Annotated in this window: 16 protein-coding genes; 11 read left to right on the top strand and 5 right to left on the bottom strand. The window is 69.1% G+C overall.

Going from position 1 to position 15,899, the window contains the following annotated elements; genetic code table 11:
- The 3 genes from FL311_RS13130 to FL311_RS13120 form a co-directional block, all read left to right on the top strand.
- Positions 1-428, top strand: a 428-nt coding sequence (locus FL311_RS13130) for a LysR substrate-binding domain-containing protein (RefSeq protein ID WP_255510334.1), incomplete at its 5' end; no start/stop codon positions are given.
- Between the two features lie 169 nt (positions 429-597).
- On the top strand, positions 598-864 hold the full coding sequence (locus FL311_RS13125; protein ID WP_228556843.1) for a hypothetical protein: 267 nt from the start codon (positions 598-600) through the stop codon (positions 862-864).
- A 99-nt stretch (positions 865-963) separates the two neighbouring features.
- Positions 964-1,617 (top strand): hypothetical protein, encoded by a 654-nt coding sequence (locus FL311_RS13120; protein ID WP_141325419.1) that lies wholly within the window; start codon positions 964-966, stop codon positions 1,615-1,617.
- 50 nt (positions 1,618-1,667) lie between these two features.
- On the opposite strand, the gene FL311_RS13115 is transcribed toward FL311_RS13120, so the two are convergent.
- Both FL311_RS13115 and FL311_RS13110 read right to left on the bottom strand, forming a co-directional pair.
- Positions 1,668-3,134: a hypothetical protein gene (locus FL311_RS13115; RefSeq protein WP_141325417.1), complete on the bottom strand. Its 1,467-nt coding sequence runs from the start codon at positions 3,132-3,134 to the stop codon at positions 1,668-1,670.
- A 72-nt stretch (positions 3,135-3,206) separates the two neighbouring features.
- A complete protein-coding gene (locus tag FL311_RS13110) occupies positions 3,207-4,004 on the bottom strand; it encodes a TetR/AcrR family transcriptional regulator (protein ID WP_141325415.1) in 798 nt (265 codons plus the stop codon).
- A gap of 88 nt (positions 4,005-4,092) precedes the next feature.
- Between FL311_RS13110 and FL311_RS13105 the strand changes: the two genes are divergently transcribed.
- The 6 genes from FL311_RS13105 (at position 4,093) to FL311_RS13080 (ending at position 10,018) form a co-directional block, all read left to right on the top strand.
- On the top strand, positions 4,093-4,497 hold the full coding sequence (locus tag FL311_RS13105) for a VOC family protein (RefSeq protein ID WP_141325414.1): 405 nt from the start codon (positions 4,093-4,095) through the stop codon (positions 4,495-4,497).
- A 53-nt stretch (positions 4,498-4,550) separates the two neighbouring features.
- Positions 4,551-6,074 (top strand): pyridoxal-dependent decarboxylase, encoded by a 1,524-nt coding sequence (locus FL311_RS13100; protein WP_141325412.1) that lies wholly within the window; start codon positions 4,551-4,553, stop codon positions 6,072-6,074.
- A gap of 375 nt (positions 6,075-6,449) precedes the next feature.
- Positions 6,450-7,925, top strand: coding sequence for a serine hydrolase (locus FL311_RS13095; protein ID WP_141325410.1), 1,476 nt, complete (start codon positions 6,450-6,452; stop codon positions 7,923-7,925).
- Between the two features lie 61 nt (positions 7,926-7,986).
- Entirely contained in the window at positions 7,987-9,270 is a 1,284-nt protein-coding gene (locus FL311_RS13090; protein WP_141325408.1) for a TIGR04013 family B12-binding domain/radical SAM domain-containing protein, read from the top strand.
- A gap of 57 nt (positions 9,271-9,327) precedes the next feature.
- The gene (locus FL311_RS13085; protein ID WP_141325406.1) at positions 9,328-9,663 is read left to right on the top strand and encodes a hypothetical protein; all 336 of its coding nucleotides are present in this window, start codon (positions 9,328-9,330) and stop codon (positions 9,661-9,663) included.
- Between the two features lie 103 nt (positions 9,664-9,766).
- A complete protein-coding gene (locus tag FL311_RS13080; RefSeq protein ID WP_141325404.1) occupies positions 9,767-10,018 on the top strand; it encodes a hypothetical protein in 252 nt (83 codons plus the stop codon).
- Positions 10,019-10,034: 16 nt separating this feature from the next.
- On the opposite strand, the gene FL311_RS13075 is transcribed toward FL311_RS13080, so the two are convergent.
- The 3 genes from FL311_RS13075 to aceB all read right to left on the bottom strand — a co-directional run bounded on the left by FL311_RS13075 (position 10,035) and on the right by aceB (position 13,612).
- Complete coding sequence (locus FL311_RS13075; protein ID WP_141325402.1) at positions 10,035-10,466, bottom strand: hypothetical protein; 432 nt, start codon at positions 10,464-10,466, stop codon at positions 10,035-10,037.
- Positions 10,467-10,659: 193 nt separating this feature from the next.
- Positions 10,660-11,946, bottom strand: coding sequence for an isocitrate lyase (gene aceA, locus FL311_RS13070; protein WP_141325400.1), 1,287 nt, complete (start codon positions 11,944-11,946; stop codon positions 10,660-10,662).
- A 40-nt stretch (positions 11,947-11,986) separates the two neighbouring features.
- Entirely contained in the window at positions 11,987-13,612 is a 1,626-nt protein-coding gene (gene aceB / locus FL311_RS13065; RefSeq protein WP_141325398.1) for a malate synthase A, read from the bottom strand.
- A gap of 270 nt (positions 13,613-13,882) precedes the next feature.
- Between aceB and FL311_RS13060 the strand changes: the two genes are divergently transcribed.
- Both FL311_RS13060 and fumC read left to right on the top strand, forming a co-directional pair.
- Positions 13,883-14,233: a PspC domain-containing protein gene (locus FL311_RS13060; RefSeq protein WP_141325396.1), complete on the top strand. Its 351-nt coding sequence runs from the start codon at positions 13,883-13,885 to the stop codon at positions 14,231-14,233.
- Between the two features lie 230 nt (positions 14,234-14,463).
- Positions 14,464-15,858 carry a class II fumarate hydratase gene (fumC, locus tag FL311_RS13055; protein ID WP_141325394.1) on the top strand — a complete coding sequence of 465 codons (1,395 nt, stop codon included), beginning with the start codon at positions 14,464-14,466 and terminating at the stop codon, positions 15,856-15,858.
- The last annotated feature ends 41 nt before the right edge of the window (positions 15,859-15,899 follow it).

Raw genomic sequence — 15,899 nt, 5'->3', positions numbered from 1 at the left:
ACCTGGAGCCGTTGCTGACGGAGCGCACGGTGCTGGTGGCGCGCCGGGGGCATCCGGTGCTGGGCAAGCGTCTGTCCGCGCGGGCGCTGGGTGGGCTCCAGCATGTCCGGGTGGAGATGGTGCCGGGGAAGAGCTTCCGTGACGCCGTGGGGGCCGCGTACGCGCGGGCGGGGATTGCTCGGGAGGTGGTGATGGCGGTGCCGTCGTTCACGGCGGCGGCGGCGGTGGTCGGCACCACGGACCTGGTCGCGACGCTGCCGGAGTCACTGGTCAGCGAGAAGGGGGCCCGGTTCGCGGTGCAGGCGGTCGATGCGCCGATTCCTCCGCACACGGTGCGAATCTCGATGTGCTGGCACGAGCGCACCCACGTGGACCCGGCGGCCCGTTACTTCCGTGAGCTGGTGCGGCGCGGTGTCCTGGCGTCCTGATGTGGTCCGGGCCGACCCTTCGGCGTGTCCTCGGTGGGCATGATAGAGAATGGGGATGGAGTCGTTGGCGGCGACGTGTCCCCTTCATCCCGAGCGCCTCGCGGACGGGACGTGCAGTCGATGTGGCACCTTCGTGTGTGAGGGCTGCCGCAGGTGGCAGGTGGGGAGGATGCTGTGCCTTCGCTGCCACAAGGTGGCGCTGGGGGAGAAGCCGTCCAGGAGGGCGACGCTCGCGGTCGTCTTCGCCACGCTGGGGTTCTGCGGATTCGTCCCGGGGCTCGTCGGGCTGGTGCTGGGCTACCAGGAGCTGGCGGCCATCCGCGCGGGTACGTCGCCCGGGTCGGGCGAGGGCTGGGCGGTGCTGGCGCGCAACGTGGGGTGGTTCCACCTGGCGGTGCTGGTTGTCATTGGCGTCGGATTGATGCTCCGGGGCTGAGGGGTTTCTGTGGGGCTGCGTGTACCCTTTGCGGTGAGGTCGATGGACTTCATAGAGTCCGAGGGTCGACGTCTTCTGCGGCATCAAGAGGGGGCCTGAATGGCTACGAAGCAGTTCGCGTTGGAGGCAGGTGGTCCTCCGCGTCTCGAGTTCGAGTGGGGGATGTTCTGGAGGAACTTCACGGTGTCCCTCGACGGGAAGGTTGTGGATACGGTGGAGGGCGGAGCCTCCGCGCTCAAGAAGGGGGTGAAAGTCACGCTGCCGGACCGGACCGTGCTGGAAGTGCAGCTCCAGTCCGGAGTGCTCAGCGCGGAGCTGGCGGTGAAGCGCAATGGACTCCCGTTGCCCGGGTCGTCGACGGACCCCGAGCAGCAGATCAAGACCGCGGCCTACATGCTGTATTTCCTGGCGGGTCTGAACACGCTGCTGGGCGTCGTTGCCATGGTGCTGGGGAGCGAGGAGATGGATGCGCTTGGACTGGGCATCGGCTCCATCGTCTTCGGCGCGCTGGTGGCCGTGTTCGGCTTCTTCACCTATCGCGCCACCAGGTTCGGACCCATCCTGGCGATCCTGCTGTACATCGGCGACACCGTGGTGACGTTGATGGATTCGATTGATGCCGGCGGTCGCCCGAACGTCGTCGGGTTCATCATCCGCGTGTACATCATCGTCACGCTGGTCAAGGCCGCGCAGGCGGCGGGTGAGCTGAAGCGGCGGGAGCAGGAGAACGCCGGCGTGTCACTCCAGCCTTGATGCTCCGGGCGCGAGTCGTCGGATGCAGGTGACGACTCGCGCCGAGGGACTCAGCGCTGCCCCGATTCCAGGCCCGGGCGGTCGTCGAAGAGCTGGACCCAGCGGCCGTCGAAGCCGCCGTTCGCGGGCAGGTACCAGGCCCCCGGCAACCAGAAGCCCTGCTCCACGCCGTCCGTCGAGTCCGTGAAGCCCGCATGCACGAAGTAGTCGTGCTGCCACCAGAACGAGGACGGGGACGTCGTGTAGCCGCTCGCGCTCGCCCGCGTCCGTCCTCGTGAGTCCACCGCCGTGCTCGCGTAGGCGTTGTCGTGGAAGGCGTTGGAGCCGCCGCCTCCGAAGTCGGAGGCGCTGTCGTTCATCTCGTACGTCCCGACGAACCACTTCTTCGCGATGTACCCCTCGCGGTCATCGTCGTTCTCCACGTCCCGCGTCTTGGGGAAGAAGCGCTGCATGCCCGCGCTCACCTCCGTGGCGCCGCCCTCGTTCACCAGCGCGCTCTCCAGGTAGAAGTCGATGGGCCCCGTGTCCAGCCAGTGCGTCGCGTAGCCGCCGTGCTGCCAGTGCGTGGGCAGGATGTCCGCCAGGTCCTGGAGCTCATACGTGACGCGCTTCACGTTGGGCCAGGTGATGGTCTTCCCGTTGTCGTAGCGGCTCGCCAGCGCGTCCGCCGTCGCGTACGTGAGCGCCCTCGCTCCGAACGCCGCCACCGCGTCCGCCGAGCCCTCCGGCACGAAGGCATAGTGCACGTTCTTCCGCCCGCCATCGTTGTTCACCCCCGCCTCCGCCTTGCCCGCGCTCGCCATCCGCCCCGCGAAGAACGCATACGGGTCCGTCACGAAGCGCAGCTCCTGCCCATGCGCCGCCGCGAGCTTGTCCGACCACTCCGCCTGCCAGATGAGCAGGTGCTTGCCCGTCGCCGTCTGCATGAAGTTCAGGTCCACGTGTCCCGCGCGGCGCACCACGTTGCGCTTGTGCTGCGTCACCACCGCGTACGCCACGGACTCGCCACTGCCCGGCGCGCCCACCACGTTCGTCACCAGCATCTCCACCCGCTCCCAGTCGTGGAGCTGGTAGTCCCCGGCCGCGTTCTTATCGAGCGCGTGATACACGTGGTAGATGAGCTTCAGGTTCTTGCTCCCATCCATGAACTCGATGAGCGACGTGTAGAGCGTCGGACGGATGCGCCAGGCGTCATACGCGCTCGGCCCCGCGCGCGAGGCGTCCACGTACTGGGGGATGCGCTTCCAGTTCAGCTTGTTGTTGGAGAAGTTCCCGTCCTGGTCGAAGTCGAAGCTCGTCACCCAGTCATAGCCGTGCCGCCCGTCGTCCCCGTTGCCCCGCTTGAGCAGGACCGGCGCGTAGTACTGGAGGAACGCCTGCCGCTGCTCCGTGGTCAGTGTCCATGTCTGCGCGTGGGCGCTCGTCGGCCAGCTCAGCGCCGCGAAGGTCAGGGCCAGCACGCCGTACAGGCCAAGCCGTGAGAACCGGGGAGCACGTCTCGTGATGTCTGGGGTCATGCCCCCAGCAAATCACGGCCTTCCCTCTCAAGATGCGCAAAGCGAGAATAGGTCACTTTCTCGAAAGGGCGCTCATCGGGGTGTGCGAGGAGGGGACCTTCGTGGCTGTCTGGACTGGATGAGCGCGCCCAGCCCATCGAGGACGCGCTGGAGGCCGAAGCCGAAGGCATGGTCCGGACTGTAGGCGGCCCCGTGGGCCGCTCCCGCCGCGGCTCCCACACGTGAGGCCAGGGGATAGCGGGCCGGGTCCATGACGTGGGCCAGCAGTGGCTCGTTCGCCTTCCACCAGGCCTCCTCGGTCTTCGCCGTCTCGACGGAGGCCGCGCGTGCTCGGCTCGTGCTCCTCGCGGAGGACTCGACGAAGCCCAGCACGAAGGTCAGCGCCGCATCCATCTCGACATCGTCCAGGCCGAGCCCCTCCAATGCGCCCAGTTCGTACTCGTACTTCGCCATCAACCCAGGGCCCAGGGGCGGACGGCTGGTGGCGATGTCGCTCATCCACGGATGCCGCTCGTACAGCGCATGGTTGTCTCGGGCCACCGCTTCGAGCCGGGCGCGCCAGCCCGTGTCCTTGGGCGCGCGACGGGGCATGTCCGCGTAGAGCTGGTCGAGCATCAGGTCCACCAGCTCCGCCTTGCCCGGGACGTACGTGTAGAGCGTCATCGGGCCCACCGAGAGCCGCTCGGCCAGCTTGCGCATCGTCAGCGCCTCCAGGCCCTCCCGGTCCGCCAGCTCCACCGCCGACGCGATGATGCCGTCGACGTTCAGCGTCGGCTTGGGCCCCCGCTGCCCCGCCGAGGGGACGTCCTTCCTCCAGAGCAGCTCCAGCGTCCGGCCGGGGTCCCCCGCGCCGCTGCGATGTGTGGCCATGCCTCTCCAGTGCCAGAGCCCGCCTTGACTGGCTACTCCGTACATTGTACGTAGATTCTCGTCCACATCGAGCCGGAGGCCTGTCCGCATGCGCATCACCGCATCCGCCATCTCGCTGAATGTCGAAGACGTGTCCGCATCCGCGGCGTTCATGAAGCGCCACTTCGGGTTCACGGAGGACATGTCCGCGGACGGGTTCGTGTCCCTGTCGCGCAAGGACGCGGGGTTCAACCTCATCTTCCTGCGCACGGGGCTCGAGTCGCTCAAGCCCGAGTCGCTCAAGCACCGCAAGGCGGAGGGCATCCTCGTCGCGTTCGTCGTCGACGACATCGACGCCGAGTACCGACGGCTGCAGGACGAGGGCGTCCGAATCCTCACGCCCATCGAGACCGAGCCCTGGGGCGAGCGCTTCTTCCAGGTCGCGGATGACAATGGCGTCATCCTCCAGTTGGTCCAGTGGATGAGCCCGCCGCCGGAAGGCGTGGTGAGTTGAGGCCGCGCGGCGACCTGCTTGAAGCGACCCGAGGCTCGTGCGAGGAGTCGGCCATGCGCGACGAATCGAACCGTGGTGATGGCGGCGTGCCCCATCTGAGCCCCGAGGAGTTTCGTGAGCTGGGCCACCGGCTGGTGGACTGGGTCGCCGACTATCAGCAGCGGCTGGAGTCCTTCCCCGTGCGCTCGCAGGTGGCACCGGGGGAGGTCGCCTCGAAGCTGCCCCTGCGCCCTCCGGAGGAGGGGCTCGACGGGGTGAAGGGGTGGGATGCGGTCCTTCGCGATTTGGAGGACGTCATCCTGCCGGGGGTGACGCATTGGCAGTCGCCGTCGTTCTTCGCGTACTTCCCCGCGAATGCCTCGGGGCCAGCGGTGCTCGGGGAGTTGCTGTCCGCGGGGCTGGGGGTGCAGGGCATGCTCTGGTCCACGAGCCCCGCCGCGACGGAGCTGGAGACGCGCGTGGTGGACTGGCTCGTGGACCTGCTGGGGTTGCCCGAGGACTTCCGCTCCACCTCCGCGCGAGGCGGCGGTGTCATCCAGGGCACCGCGAGCGAGGCCACGCTCGTGGCCATGGTGGCGGCCCGGGAGCGCGTGCGTCGTTACGGCGCCCCCGCGAACTCCGAGTGGGTGGCCTACGCCTCCACCCAGGCCCACTCGTCCGTGCTCAAGGCGGCCATGTTGTGTGGCGTGGCGCATTGCGCGGAGGACACGACGCATGTGCGGCTCATCGAGACGAACGACCGCTATGGGATGCGGGCCGAGCTGCTGGAGCGCGCCATCCTGGAGGACCTCGGCGCGGGGCGCGTGCCCTTCTTCGTCTGTGCCACCGTGGGCAGCACGTCGTCCGGCGCGGTGGACCCGGTCCGAGCCATCGGTGAGGTGATGGCTCGCACGCCGGTGCGCTCCACGGGTGGTTGGTTGCACATCGACGCGGCGTGGGCGGGCTCGGCGCTGGTGTGTCCCGAGCACCGGGGTTTGCTCGACAGCATGAACCGGGTGGACTCGTTCGCCTTCAACCCGCACAAGTGGCTGCTCACCAACTTCGACTGCAATGCCTTCTTCACTCGCGACCGGCAGGCGCTGCTCGAAGCGCTCAGCGTGACGCCGGAGTACCTGCGCAACGCCGCGAGCGCGAGCGGGGCGGTCATCGACTACCGAGACTGGCAGGTGCCACTGGGCCGCCGCTTCCGCGCGCTCAAGCTCTGGTTCGTGCTGCGTCACTACGGCGCGAAGGGGCTGCGCGCGCACATCCGCGAGCACGTGCGCCTGGCGCAGTGCTTCGAGTCCTGGGTGAAGGAGGACGCGCGCTTCGAGCTGGCCGTGCCCCGCTCGCTGTCGCTGGTGTGCTTCCGCTTGAAGCCGCTTCCGGGTGAGGCAGTGAAGGACACGGATGCGCGGAACCGCGAGCTGCTGGAGCGCGTGAATGCCTCCGGCAAGGTGTTCCTCACGCACACGGTGTTGCCCTCGGTGGAAGGAGCGCCCGCACGGTACGTGTTGCGGATGGCCATCGGCGCGGCGACGACGGAGGAGCGACATGTGCGTGCCGCCTGGGAGTTGCTCGTCGCCTCTGTCCGCTGACACCGCGTGCGAGGGAATACACGCGCGAAGGGCGTGCCCTTCGGCCGACGGCGCGCCCGCGCGAACGCAGATGAGGCTGGAGGGCTCTTCTCCCGTCCGCTGACACCGCGTCCGTGTGGCACGTGGGCTTCCACGTGCGCCTTTACATGGCGAAATGAAATGAGTCTCGGTGGCGGGCGTTCACACCCGGCCTGCGTCATGGGCCCTGCCGTGCACCACACCCCTACCCGGAGTCATCTCTTGTCGCGACGCGTCCTGTTCCTGCCGCTCTGCGCGCTGTTGGCCTGTGCTCACGCCTCTCCCGCGGATACAGCTTCGCGCGCTCCTTCCCAGACCCTCAGCTCCGGGCGGATTGCGCCTGAGGCCACGAGCGCCATGACCCGCTCCTGGATGGCCCAGCGTGAGGGAGACCTGCCCAAGGCCCAGGACGAGCTCCGTCGCGCGTGGGACGCGGGGCACCATGCTCCCGAGCTGGCTCGGGTCGCGGCGAACGTGGCCGCGGAGGCGAAGGACACAGCGGCCGCCTTCACCTGGCTGGAGCGCGCCCTGGACGTGGGCTACGCCGACCCGGGTGGACTGCTCCACGCCAAGGCCCTGGCTCCCGTGCGCGAGCTGCCGGGCTACGACGCCCTGGTGGAGCGCGCGCGGAAGAACGCTCGCGAGGCTCGCAGCACCTGGGGCGTGGGCTCCGGACTGGAGAAGACCACCCCGAGCGAGGCCGGCCTGTCCGAGCCCGCGCTCGCCGCGCTGCTGAAGGCCGCCGAGGACTCCGGCTCGGCGGGCCTCGTGCTGCTGCGCCACGGCAAGCTCGTGGGTGAGTGGTACTTCGGCGGCGACACGCACCGCATCGAGGCCATGTCCGCCACCAAGGGCATGGTGGCGCTGGCCATCGGCCTGCTCATCGACGAGGGGAAGATTCCCTCCCTGGACACGCCCGTGTCCGCCTTCTTCCCCGAATGGAAGGACGGCCTCAAGGGACAGGTGACGGTGCGACACCTGCTCAACCACACCTCGGGACTGGCCGCGAACCGGAGCGCGCTGGACATCTACGCGTCGAACGACTTCGTGCGCTACGCGCTCGACTCGGAGGTGACGGACACGCCGGGTAGCAAGCACGCGTACAACAACAAGGCCACGAACCTGGTGGCCGGCATCGTCGAGCGCGCGTCGGGCGAGAAGATGGATGTGTACCTGACGCGACGGTTGTTCGCGCCGCTCGGCATCCGAGACTTCCGCTGGGACACGGACCCGTCGGGCAATCCCGTGGGCATGGCGGGCCTGCAGCTCCACCCGCTGGACTTCGCCAAGGTGGGGCAGATGCTGCTCCAGGGCGGGACGTGGAAGGGCCAACGCATCCTGAGCGCGGAGTGGATTCACGCGATGGGCGGCGCACCCTCGCAGCCGCACATGCCCACGGGCGGCCTCCTGTGGTGGCTCCTCTACGAAGAGGGAATGAGCGTCACGCTGGGCTCGGACATGCTGGAGCAGGCGCTCCGCAATGGCTTCCCCGAGGCGTCGCTCGCGCCGCTGCGGGAGCTCGCGGACCGGCCTCTGCCCCAGAAGGACTTCTACCCGGCGTTCATGGCGAAGCTGGGAGGCGACTCGAACCGGGCCCGGGACTTCATGATGAAGTCCGCGCCCTGCAACCTGAAGCAGGCCGTGGAAGGGGCGCCGAGCGGCTTCGCGGCGGTGGGCCAGGGCGGAAACCGGGTGCTCGTCCTGCCCAAGTACGACCTCGTGGCCGTGCGCATGTCGGACCCGGACGAGCGCGTCTCCGACGAGGTCCTCGAGTTCACCGCGTTCGCCGACCTGGTGCTCCGCCTGGTCCGCCCCGAGCCCACCGCCCGCTGAAGCCGCCTGCTCGCACCGAGGCCCTCGCCTCCGGGGCCGTGTGGCATCATGCCGTCCGCTCATGGTGCCGCACCGTCCCGTCTCGCTCGTCCTCAGCTATCAGTACCCGGGCAAGTACGCCTTCACCGTGCTGGCGGGCGCCGTCGAGTCGGACCCGGCGCTCGCGGACGTGAAGCTGTTCTTCCCCCGTGAGCGCGAGACGCTGCTCGCCACCCTCAAGGAGCGCCATGACGCAGGCGACACCGTGGTCGCCGCGTGGTCCTTCTACTCGGCCAGCTTCGCGGCGTCCGCGGAGGAGCTGGCCTGGGTGCGCGAGCGGCTGGAGGGGCGCTCTGTCCTCTGCATCGCGGGCGGTGTGCACGCGACGGCCGAGCCGCTGCAGACGCTCCAGGCCGGCTTCGACCTCATCGCCATCGGCGAGGGCGAGCACTCCCTGCGCGAGCTGCTCGGCCGCGTCCAGCGCGGCGAGGAGCCCCGGGACACGCACGGCGTGGCCCACCTGAAGGACGGCAAGCTGGTGCAGCACGGGCGGGGGGAGGGCGTGAAGCTCGACGACTTCCCGCCGTTCGCCGCGCGCAACGCCATGTTCGGCGCCATCGAAATCACGCGCGGCTGCATCTACGCGTGCCGCTTCTGCCAGACGCCCTTCATGAGCAAGGCGCGCTTCCGCCACCGCTCCGTGGCCAACGTGGCGCACTGGGCGCGCGAGCTGCGCCGCTCGGGCCGCCGCGACATCCGCTTCATCACGCCGACGTCCATGTCCTACGGCACCGGCGACGAGACGATGAACCTGGCCGCGGTGGAGGAGCTGCTCGCGGCGGTGCGCGAGGCCATGGCCCCCGACGGGCGCATCTACTACGGCACCTTCCCCTCGGAGGTCCGCCCCGAGCACGTCACGCCCGAGGCGCTCGCCGTCCTCAAGCGCTACGTCCACAACGACAACCTCATCATCGGCGGCCAGTCCGGCTCCGAGCGCATCCTCCAGAGCACCCGCCGGGGCCACGACGTGGAGACGGTGGTGCGGGCCACCCGTCTGGCCGTGGAGGGCGGCTTCGTGCCCAACGTGGACTTCATCCTCGGGCTGCCGGGTGAAGAGGCCGCCGACGTCGCCGCCACCGTCGCGCTCATGGAGCGACTGGCGGAGCTGGGCGCGCGCGTGCACGGCCACACCTTCATGCCGCTGCCGGGCACGCCTTTTCGAGACGCGCCTCCGGGGCGCGTGGACGCCGAGACGCAGACGAAGCTGGACCGGCTCGCCTCCCAGGGACGGCTGTACGGCCACTGGAAGCAGCAGGTCGCCCTCGCGGAGGGCATCGCCCAGCGGCGCCGGCCCCGAGCGGGCTAGCGTCCTCCATCACTTCGTCGGGCCCGCCGGCGGCGAGGCGCTTAGGATGGGAGCGCGATGTCCTCCGACGAGACTCCCTACTGGCTGCTCATCTCCGTCCTCTTCAGCTCCCAGCCGCTGACGCCCTCGCTCGCCATGACGCTGCACCAGACGGCGTACGAGCTGCACGAGCGGGGTGAAGGGGTGAAGGAGGTCGCCGGCGACATGCTCAGCGGCAAGGTGCACAACCTGCGCAAGAACGTCGCCCTGGGCGGCATCGCGGGCCCGGCCTTCGAGGCGGAGATCGAGACCGAGCGCGGCTCCGGCGTGGTGCGCTTCATCCTCACGAGGCAGGGACTGGAGATGATGCGTCAGCAGCCCGCGACGCCGCCCCGTCCGAAGTACCTCAACTGAGGCCACGGGCTCCCGGTCGCCTGCTCCCTGTGCTGCGTGCGGTGCCCGGTGTCTCCATCTTCGAGGCACGGGCTCACCCCAGCACCCTCGAAGGAGCACCTCCATGGACCCGAAGGACTATCTCAAGAAGCCGCTCGGCATCCCCCTGGACCCCGCGAAGCAGAAGGACCCGGAGGAGGATGGAGACCGCGTGCCCGCGGAGGGTCGCTCCGAGTTCCTCAACGACGTGACGGAGCAGGACGGCGGCCAGCGCACCGACGTGGGGCCACCGTATGACGGCTCGGGAGACCTGCAGCAGGGCCAGCGCGCCGAGTACCTCGAGCGCGCCGAGCGCAAGGAACCGAAGAAGGACTGACTCGCGACGCGCGGGACTACTCGCGGTCCAGCGACACCTTGTTGCGGTTGCCCATGTGGAAGATGGAGTTGTTCAGCGTCGCCGCGGACAGCTCGGCCAGCTCCATCATCACCTTCTGCTCCTCGGCCTCCTTGGAGCCCGCGGCGGCGGTGGGCGACTGCGCCTTGCCCTGACCCGAGGCCGCGTCCTGGATGGGAGGACGGCCCACGGCGGCGAGGTAGGAGTTCATGATGCCGCTGTGCGGCGAGCTGCCCACCGAGTTGAGCGCCGACTGCACCACCAGGCCGCCGGTGGACATCAGCGGATCTCCCGGCCGGTTCGCGGGGGACATCGCCGCGCGCTGGTTCTGCTGGATGAGCGAGCCGAACCCGACGTTCGCCGACTGCACGCCGGCCTGGGGACGGGGGACCTGGACCTGGGGACCCGTGAACGAGTTGATGCGGCTCATGGCTGGCTCCGTGGCGGTCCGAGGGCGCACTGAGCGCGGATCTCGGAGGTCTGCCCACATTATCGGGCAACCCCGGGAGAAGTTGCGTCCGGGGACCTGACGCCTGCTCGAACGGCGGAAAAACGACCAGAGGCCGCGGGGTTGGGACCCCACGGCCTCCGGTGTCAGGCGACTTCAGGCGCCCTCGGGGCGCTTAGAACTGGTGGGCCTCGGTGGACTCGTGGAGCGCCAGGGTGCTGGCGGAGCCGCCGGAGATGACCTCGGCGACCTGGTCGAAGTAGCCGGTGCCGACCTCGCGCTGGTGACGCGTGGCGGTGTAGCCGTCCTTCTCGGAGCCGAACTCGCCCTGCTGGAACTCGCTGTAGGCCGCCATGCCGCGGTCCTTGTACTTGCGCGCCAGCTCGTACATCGAGTGGTTCAGCGCGTGGAAGCCGGCCAGGGTGACGAACTGGAACTTGTAGCCCATGGCGCCCAGCTCGCGCTGGAACTTCGCGATGGTGGCGTCGTCCAGGTTCTTCTTCCAGTTGAAGGACGGCGAGCAGTTGTACGCGAGCAGCTTGTTGGGGAACTTCTCGCGGATGGACTCGGCGAACTTCTTGGCCTGGGCGAGGTCCGGGGTGCTGGTCTCGCACCAGACGAGGTCCGCGTAGGGCGCGTAGGCCAGGCCGCGGGAGATGGCGCAGTCGAGGCCGCCGTTGATGCGGTAGAAGCCCTCGGAGGTGCGGCCGTTCTTGCGGTCGATGAAGGCGTGGTCGTACTCGTCCGCGTCGGACATGAGCAGCTTGGCGCTGTCGGCGTCCGTGCGAGCGACGAGCAGGGTGGGCACGCCCATCACGTCGGCGGCGAGGCGCGCGGCGGTGAGGGTGCGGATGAAGTGGCTGGTGGGCACCAGCACCTTGCCGCCCATGTGGCCGCACTTCTTCTCGCTGGCGAGCTGGTCCTCGAAGTGGACGCCCGCGGCGCCGGCTTCAATCATGCCCTTCATCAGCTCATAGGCGTTGAGCGGGCCGCCGAAGCCGGCCTCGGCGTCCGCCATGATGGGGGCGAACCAGTAGCGGTCGCTCTTGCCCTCGGCGTGGTCGATCTGGTCCGCGCGGCGCAGGGCGTTGTTGATCTTCCGCACCACGGTGGGGACGGAGTCGACCGGGTAGAGGCTCTGGTCGGGGTACATCTGCCCGGCGGAGTTGGCGTCGGCGGCGACCTGCCAGCCGGAGAGGTAGATGGCCTTGAGGCCCGCGCGGACCATCTGCACGGCCTGGTTGCCGGTGAGGGCGCCGAGCGCGTTGATGTAGTCCTCGGTGTGGAGCAGCTCCCACAGTCGCTTCGCGCCGACCTCGGCCAGCGTGTAGCTGATGGGCAGCGTGCCGCGCAGCTTCAGGACGTCCTTGTCGGTGTAGTTGCGCTTGATGCCCTCGAAGCGGCGAGCGTGGAGCTTGGCGTGAGGGGAGGCGTCCGGGGTGGTCGTGGTGGCGTCGTACATCGCAGGCTCCTCGGTGATGCGTTGAAGGGTTGGAAAGGGTTCAGCGGTTGGCGTCGAGCGCCGCGTAGGCGGGCAGGGTGAGGAAGTCCTCGAAGGCGGGCGCGGTGGACAGGCGCTCGAAGAGCTCGCGGGCGCGGGTGACGTGCTCGCGGCCGTACTTCTCGTGGACGCCCTCCTTCTCGAGGTGGGCCATCTCCTCGGAGAGCAGCGTCTGGAACAGCTCGGGCGTGACCTTGCGGCCGTCGTCGAGCGAGGCGCAGTGGTGCAGCCACTGCCACACCTGGGCGCGGGAGATTTCGGCGGTGGCCGCGTCCTCCATGAGGTTGTAGAGCGGCACGCAGCCCAGGCCGCCGAGCCACGCGGCGGTGTACTGGATGCCCACGCGCAGGTTGTGGCGCAGGCCCTCCTCGGTGCGCGTGCCGGAGGGGACCTTGAGCAGGTCGGCCTCGGTGACGCGCACGTCCTCGCGCTTGTTGGCGAGCTGGTTCTGGCCCTTCATGTTCGCGTCGAAGATGTCGCGCGCGATGGAGACCAGGCCCGGGTGGGCGACCCACGTGCCGTCGTGGCCGTTCTTCACCTCGCGCAGCTTGTCGGCGCGGACCTTCTCCAGGACGGCCTCGTTGGCGGCGGCGTCCCCCTTGATGGGGATGAAGGCCGCCATGCCGCCCATGGCGTGCACGCCGCGGCGGTGGCAGGTCTGGATGAGCAGCTGCGAGTAGGCGTTGAGGAACGCCTTGTCCATGGTGACCTGGCCGCGGTCGGGCAGCACGACGCTGGTGTCGGACTGGAGCGTCTTGATGAAGCTGAAGATGTAGTCCCAGCGGCCACAGTTGAGGCCGGCGGAGTGCTCGCGCAGCTCGTACAGGATTTCGTCCATCTCGAAGGCCGCGGGGAGCGTCTCGATGAGGACGGTGGCCTTGATGGTGCCGCGGGGGATGCCGAGCGTGTCCTGGGCCATGAGGAACACGTCGTTCCAGAGGCGGGCCTCCAGGTGGCTCTGCATCTTGGGCAGGTAGAAGTAGGGGCCGGTGCCGCGGGCGAGCTGCTCGCGGACGTTGTGGAAGAAGAAGAGGCCGAAGTCGAAGAGGGAGCCGGAGATGGGCTTGCCGTCGACCTCGATGTGGCGCTCGGGCAGGTGCCAGCCGCGAGGGCGCACGAAGAGGACGGCGGGCTTGTCGACCAGGGCGTAGTGCTTGCCGTTGTCGCCGGTGAAGGAGATGGAGCGGCGCACGGCGTCGCGCAGGTTGAGCTGGCCGCGCACGACGTTGTCCCAGGTGGGGCTGTTGGCGTCCTCGAAGTCCGCCATGAAGACGTTGGCGCCCGAATTGAGGGCGTTGATGATCATCTTCCGGTCCACCGGGCCGGTGATTTCCACGCGGCGGTCCAGGAGGTCCGGGGGCAGCGGGGCGACCGTCCACTGGGCGTCCCGGACGGACTTCGTCTCCGGGAGGAAGTGGGGGCGCTCACCCTTGCGCCAGGCGGCCTGGACCTGCTTGCGGCGCTCCAGGAGGGCCTCGCGGCGCTCACCGAAGGCGCGCACCAGCTTCGCGACGAAGTCCAGGGCGGCCGGGGTGAGCACCTCGGCGTAGTCGGGGTGCCACGGCCCCTTCACCACCACGCCAGCGCTGAAGGCCGGGGTCTTCGAGGCGGGGGTTTCCGTGGGCATCTCGGCTCCTTGGCTTGGTGCGTTGTAAATCTTCGGTGACGGGTCGGAAAATGAATCTTCCGAGTGCGAAATGGAAGTGTGCGTCAATTTCTGCCCGCTTGCCTGTAATGCTGTCAACAGCTGTTGGATTAAATCTGTAAATCAACAGACGTGACGCGGGGTTGCGAGCAGGGGGGCGCCGGGCACCGGGGATGCAATCAGCGGCGGCCAGGTGCGTAGGTAGGGTCGAGGGGGCTCGCCGCCAAGGGGTCCCCTCACGGGAGACACGTCATGGACGCGATGAAGCGGTGCTTGGGGTGCGCGGAGGAGATTCGGATGGAGGCCTCGCGCTGCGCCCGGTGTGGAATCCGGGTGGAGCGGCTGCACCGCGGCGTCGAGGGCCGCGCCGTGGCCGGCGTCTGCGCGATGCTCGCTCGCGAGCTGGGAATCGACGTGGCCCTGGTGCGCGTGGCCGTCGTCGTGGCCACCTTGTTCTCCGGCGGCACGCTCCCGCTCGTGTACGTCCTGCTCTGGGCGTTCACTCCTGCCTCCGCCCTGGGACGGGCTCCCCTGCAGCGCACGTTGAACTGGCTGTCGCGCTTCGGGGAGTCGGATGCTCCTCGCCTGGAGCGGCGGGTCTAGGCACACGGCCAGGGGGCACGGCTCGCGGGCCCCTCGGCTCGCCGTGGGTCCCCCCGCCAGCGGGCGGGGCCCCCCACGCCGGCCGTCCCGCTCCTCTGTGTCACTCTTGTCCGTGTCACGCTTATCGGTTCGTTCTGCTCACGGCTCGACGGTTCTCCTCGTCTCCCGGTGACCCGTTGGCCGGCCTGTTATGCGTGGGCTCCAGGATTCTCTCCTCCAGGAGCCCGCCCTTGAGCACTCGCGACGTCCGCATCGAGAAGGACACCTTCGGCCCCATCGAGGTCCCCGCCGACCGCCTCTGGGGCGCCCAGACGCAGCGCAGCCTCCAGAACTTCGACATCTCCACCGAGCGCATGCCTCCCGCGCTCATCCGCGCACTCGTCCTCGTCAAGAAGGCCGCCGCCCTCGTCAACGTCGAGAACGGCTCGCTCTCCCGCGAGAAGGGCGACGCCATCGTCCGCGCCTCCGACGAGGTCCTCGCCGGCAAGCATGACGCGGAGTTCCCGCTCAGCATCTGGCAGACCGGCAGCGGCACCCAGACGAACATGAACACCAACGAGGTGCTCGCCAACCGCGCCTCGGAGCTGCTCGGCGGCGAACGCGGTGAGCAGCGCCGCGTCCACGCCAACGACGACGTCAACAAGGGGCAGAGCTCCAACGACGTCTTCCCCACCGCGATGAGCGTCGCCGCCGCCACCGCCATCGCCGAGCGGGTGCTCCCCGAGCTCGATGCCCTGCGCGACGTGCTCGCCGACAAGTCCCGCGCCTTCATGGACGTGGTGAAGATTGGCCGCACCCACCTCCAGGACGCCACGCCCCTCACCCTGGGCCAGGAGCTGAGCGGCTATGTCGCGCAGCTCGCCCATGCTCGCGTCCACCTGGAGCGCGTGCTGCCCCACCTGCACGAGCTGGCCCTGGGGGGGACGGCCGTCGGCACGGGGCTCAATGCCCCCAAGGGGTATGCCGAGCGCGTCGCCCAGGAGATTGCCCGCCTCACCGGCCTGCCCTTCGTCTCCGCCCCCAACAAGTTCGAGGCCCTGGCCGCCAACGACGCCCTGGTCCACGCCCATGGCGCCCTCAAGGGCCTGGCCTGCGCGCTCTTCAAGATCGCCAACGACATCCGCTGGCTGTCCTCCGGCCCCCGCTCCGGCCTGGGCGAAATCACCATCCCGGAGAACGAGCCCGGCAGCTCCATCATGCCCGGCAAGGTCAACCCCACCCAGAGCGAGGCCCTCACCATGCTCTGCGCCCAGGTCATGGGCAACGACGTCGCCGTCAGCGTGGGCGGCGCCTCCGGCAACTTCGAGCTCAACGTCTTCAAGCCCCTCATCATCCACAACGTCCTGCAGAGCTGCCGGCTGCTCGCCGACGGCATGCGCAGCTTCCGCCTCCACTGCGCCGTGGGCATCGAGCCCCACCGCGCCCGCATCCAGGAGAACCTGGAGCGCAGCCTGATGCTCGTCACCGCCCTCAACCCGCACATCGGCTACGACAACGCCGCGCGCATCGCCAAGAAGGCCCACAAGGACGGCAAGACGCTCAAGGAGGTCGCCGTCGAGCTGGGCCTCGTCACCGCCGAACAGTTCGACCAGTGGGTCCGCCCGGAGAAGATGACCGGCCTGTAGGCGCCGGGTGTCCTACACGCCGTCGTCCCTCCTCCGGACGC

Origin of the sequence: Myxococcus sp. AB025B, assembly GCF_006518215.1 — a bacterium.
Lineage (GTDB): Bacteria > Myxococcota > Myxococcia > Myxococcales > Myxococcaceae > Myxococcus > Myxococcus fulvus.
The sequence above is the reverse complement of the archived record's forward strand: the minus strand, read 5'-3'. Positions and strand labels throughout refer to the sequence as shown.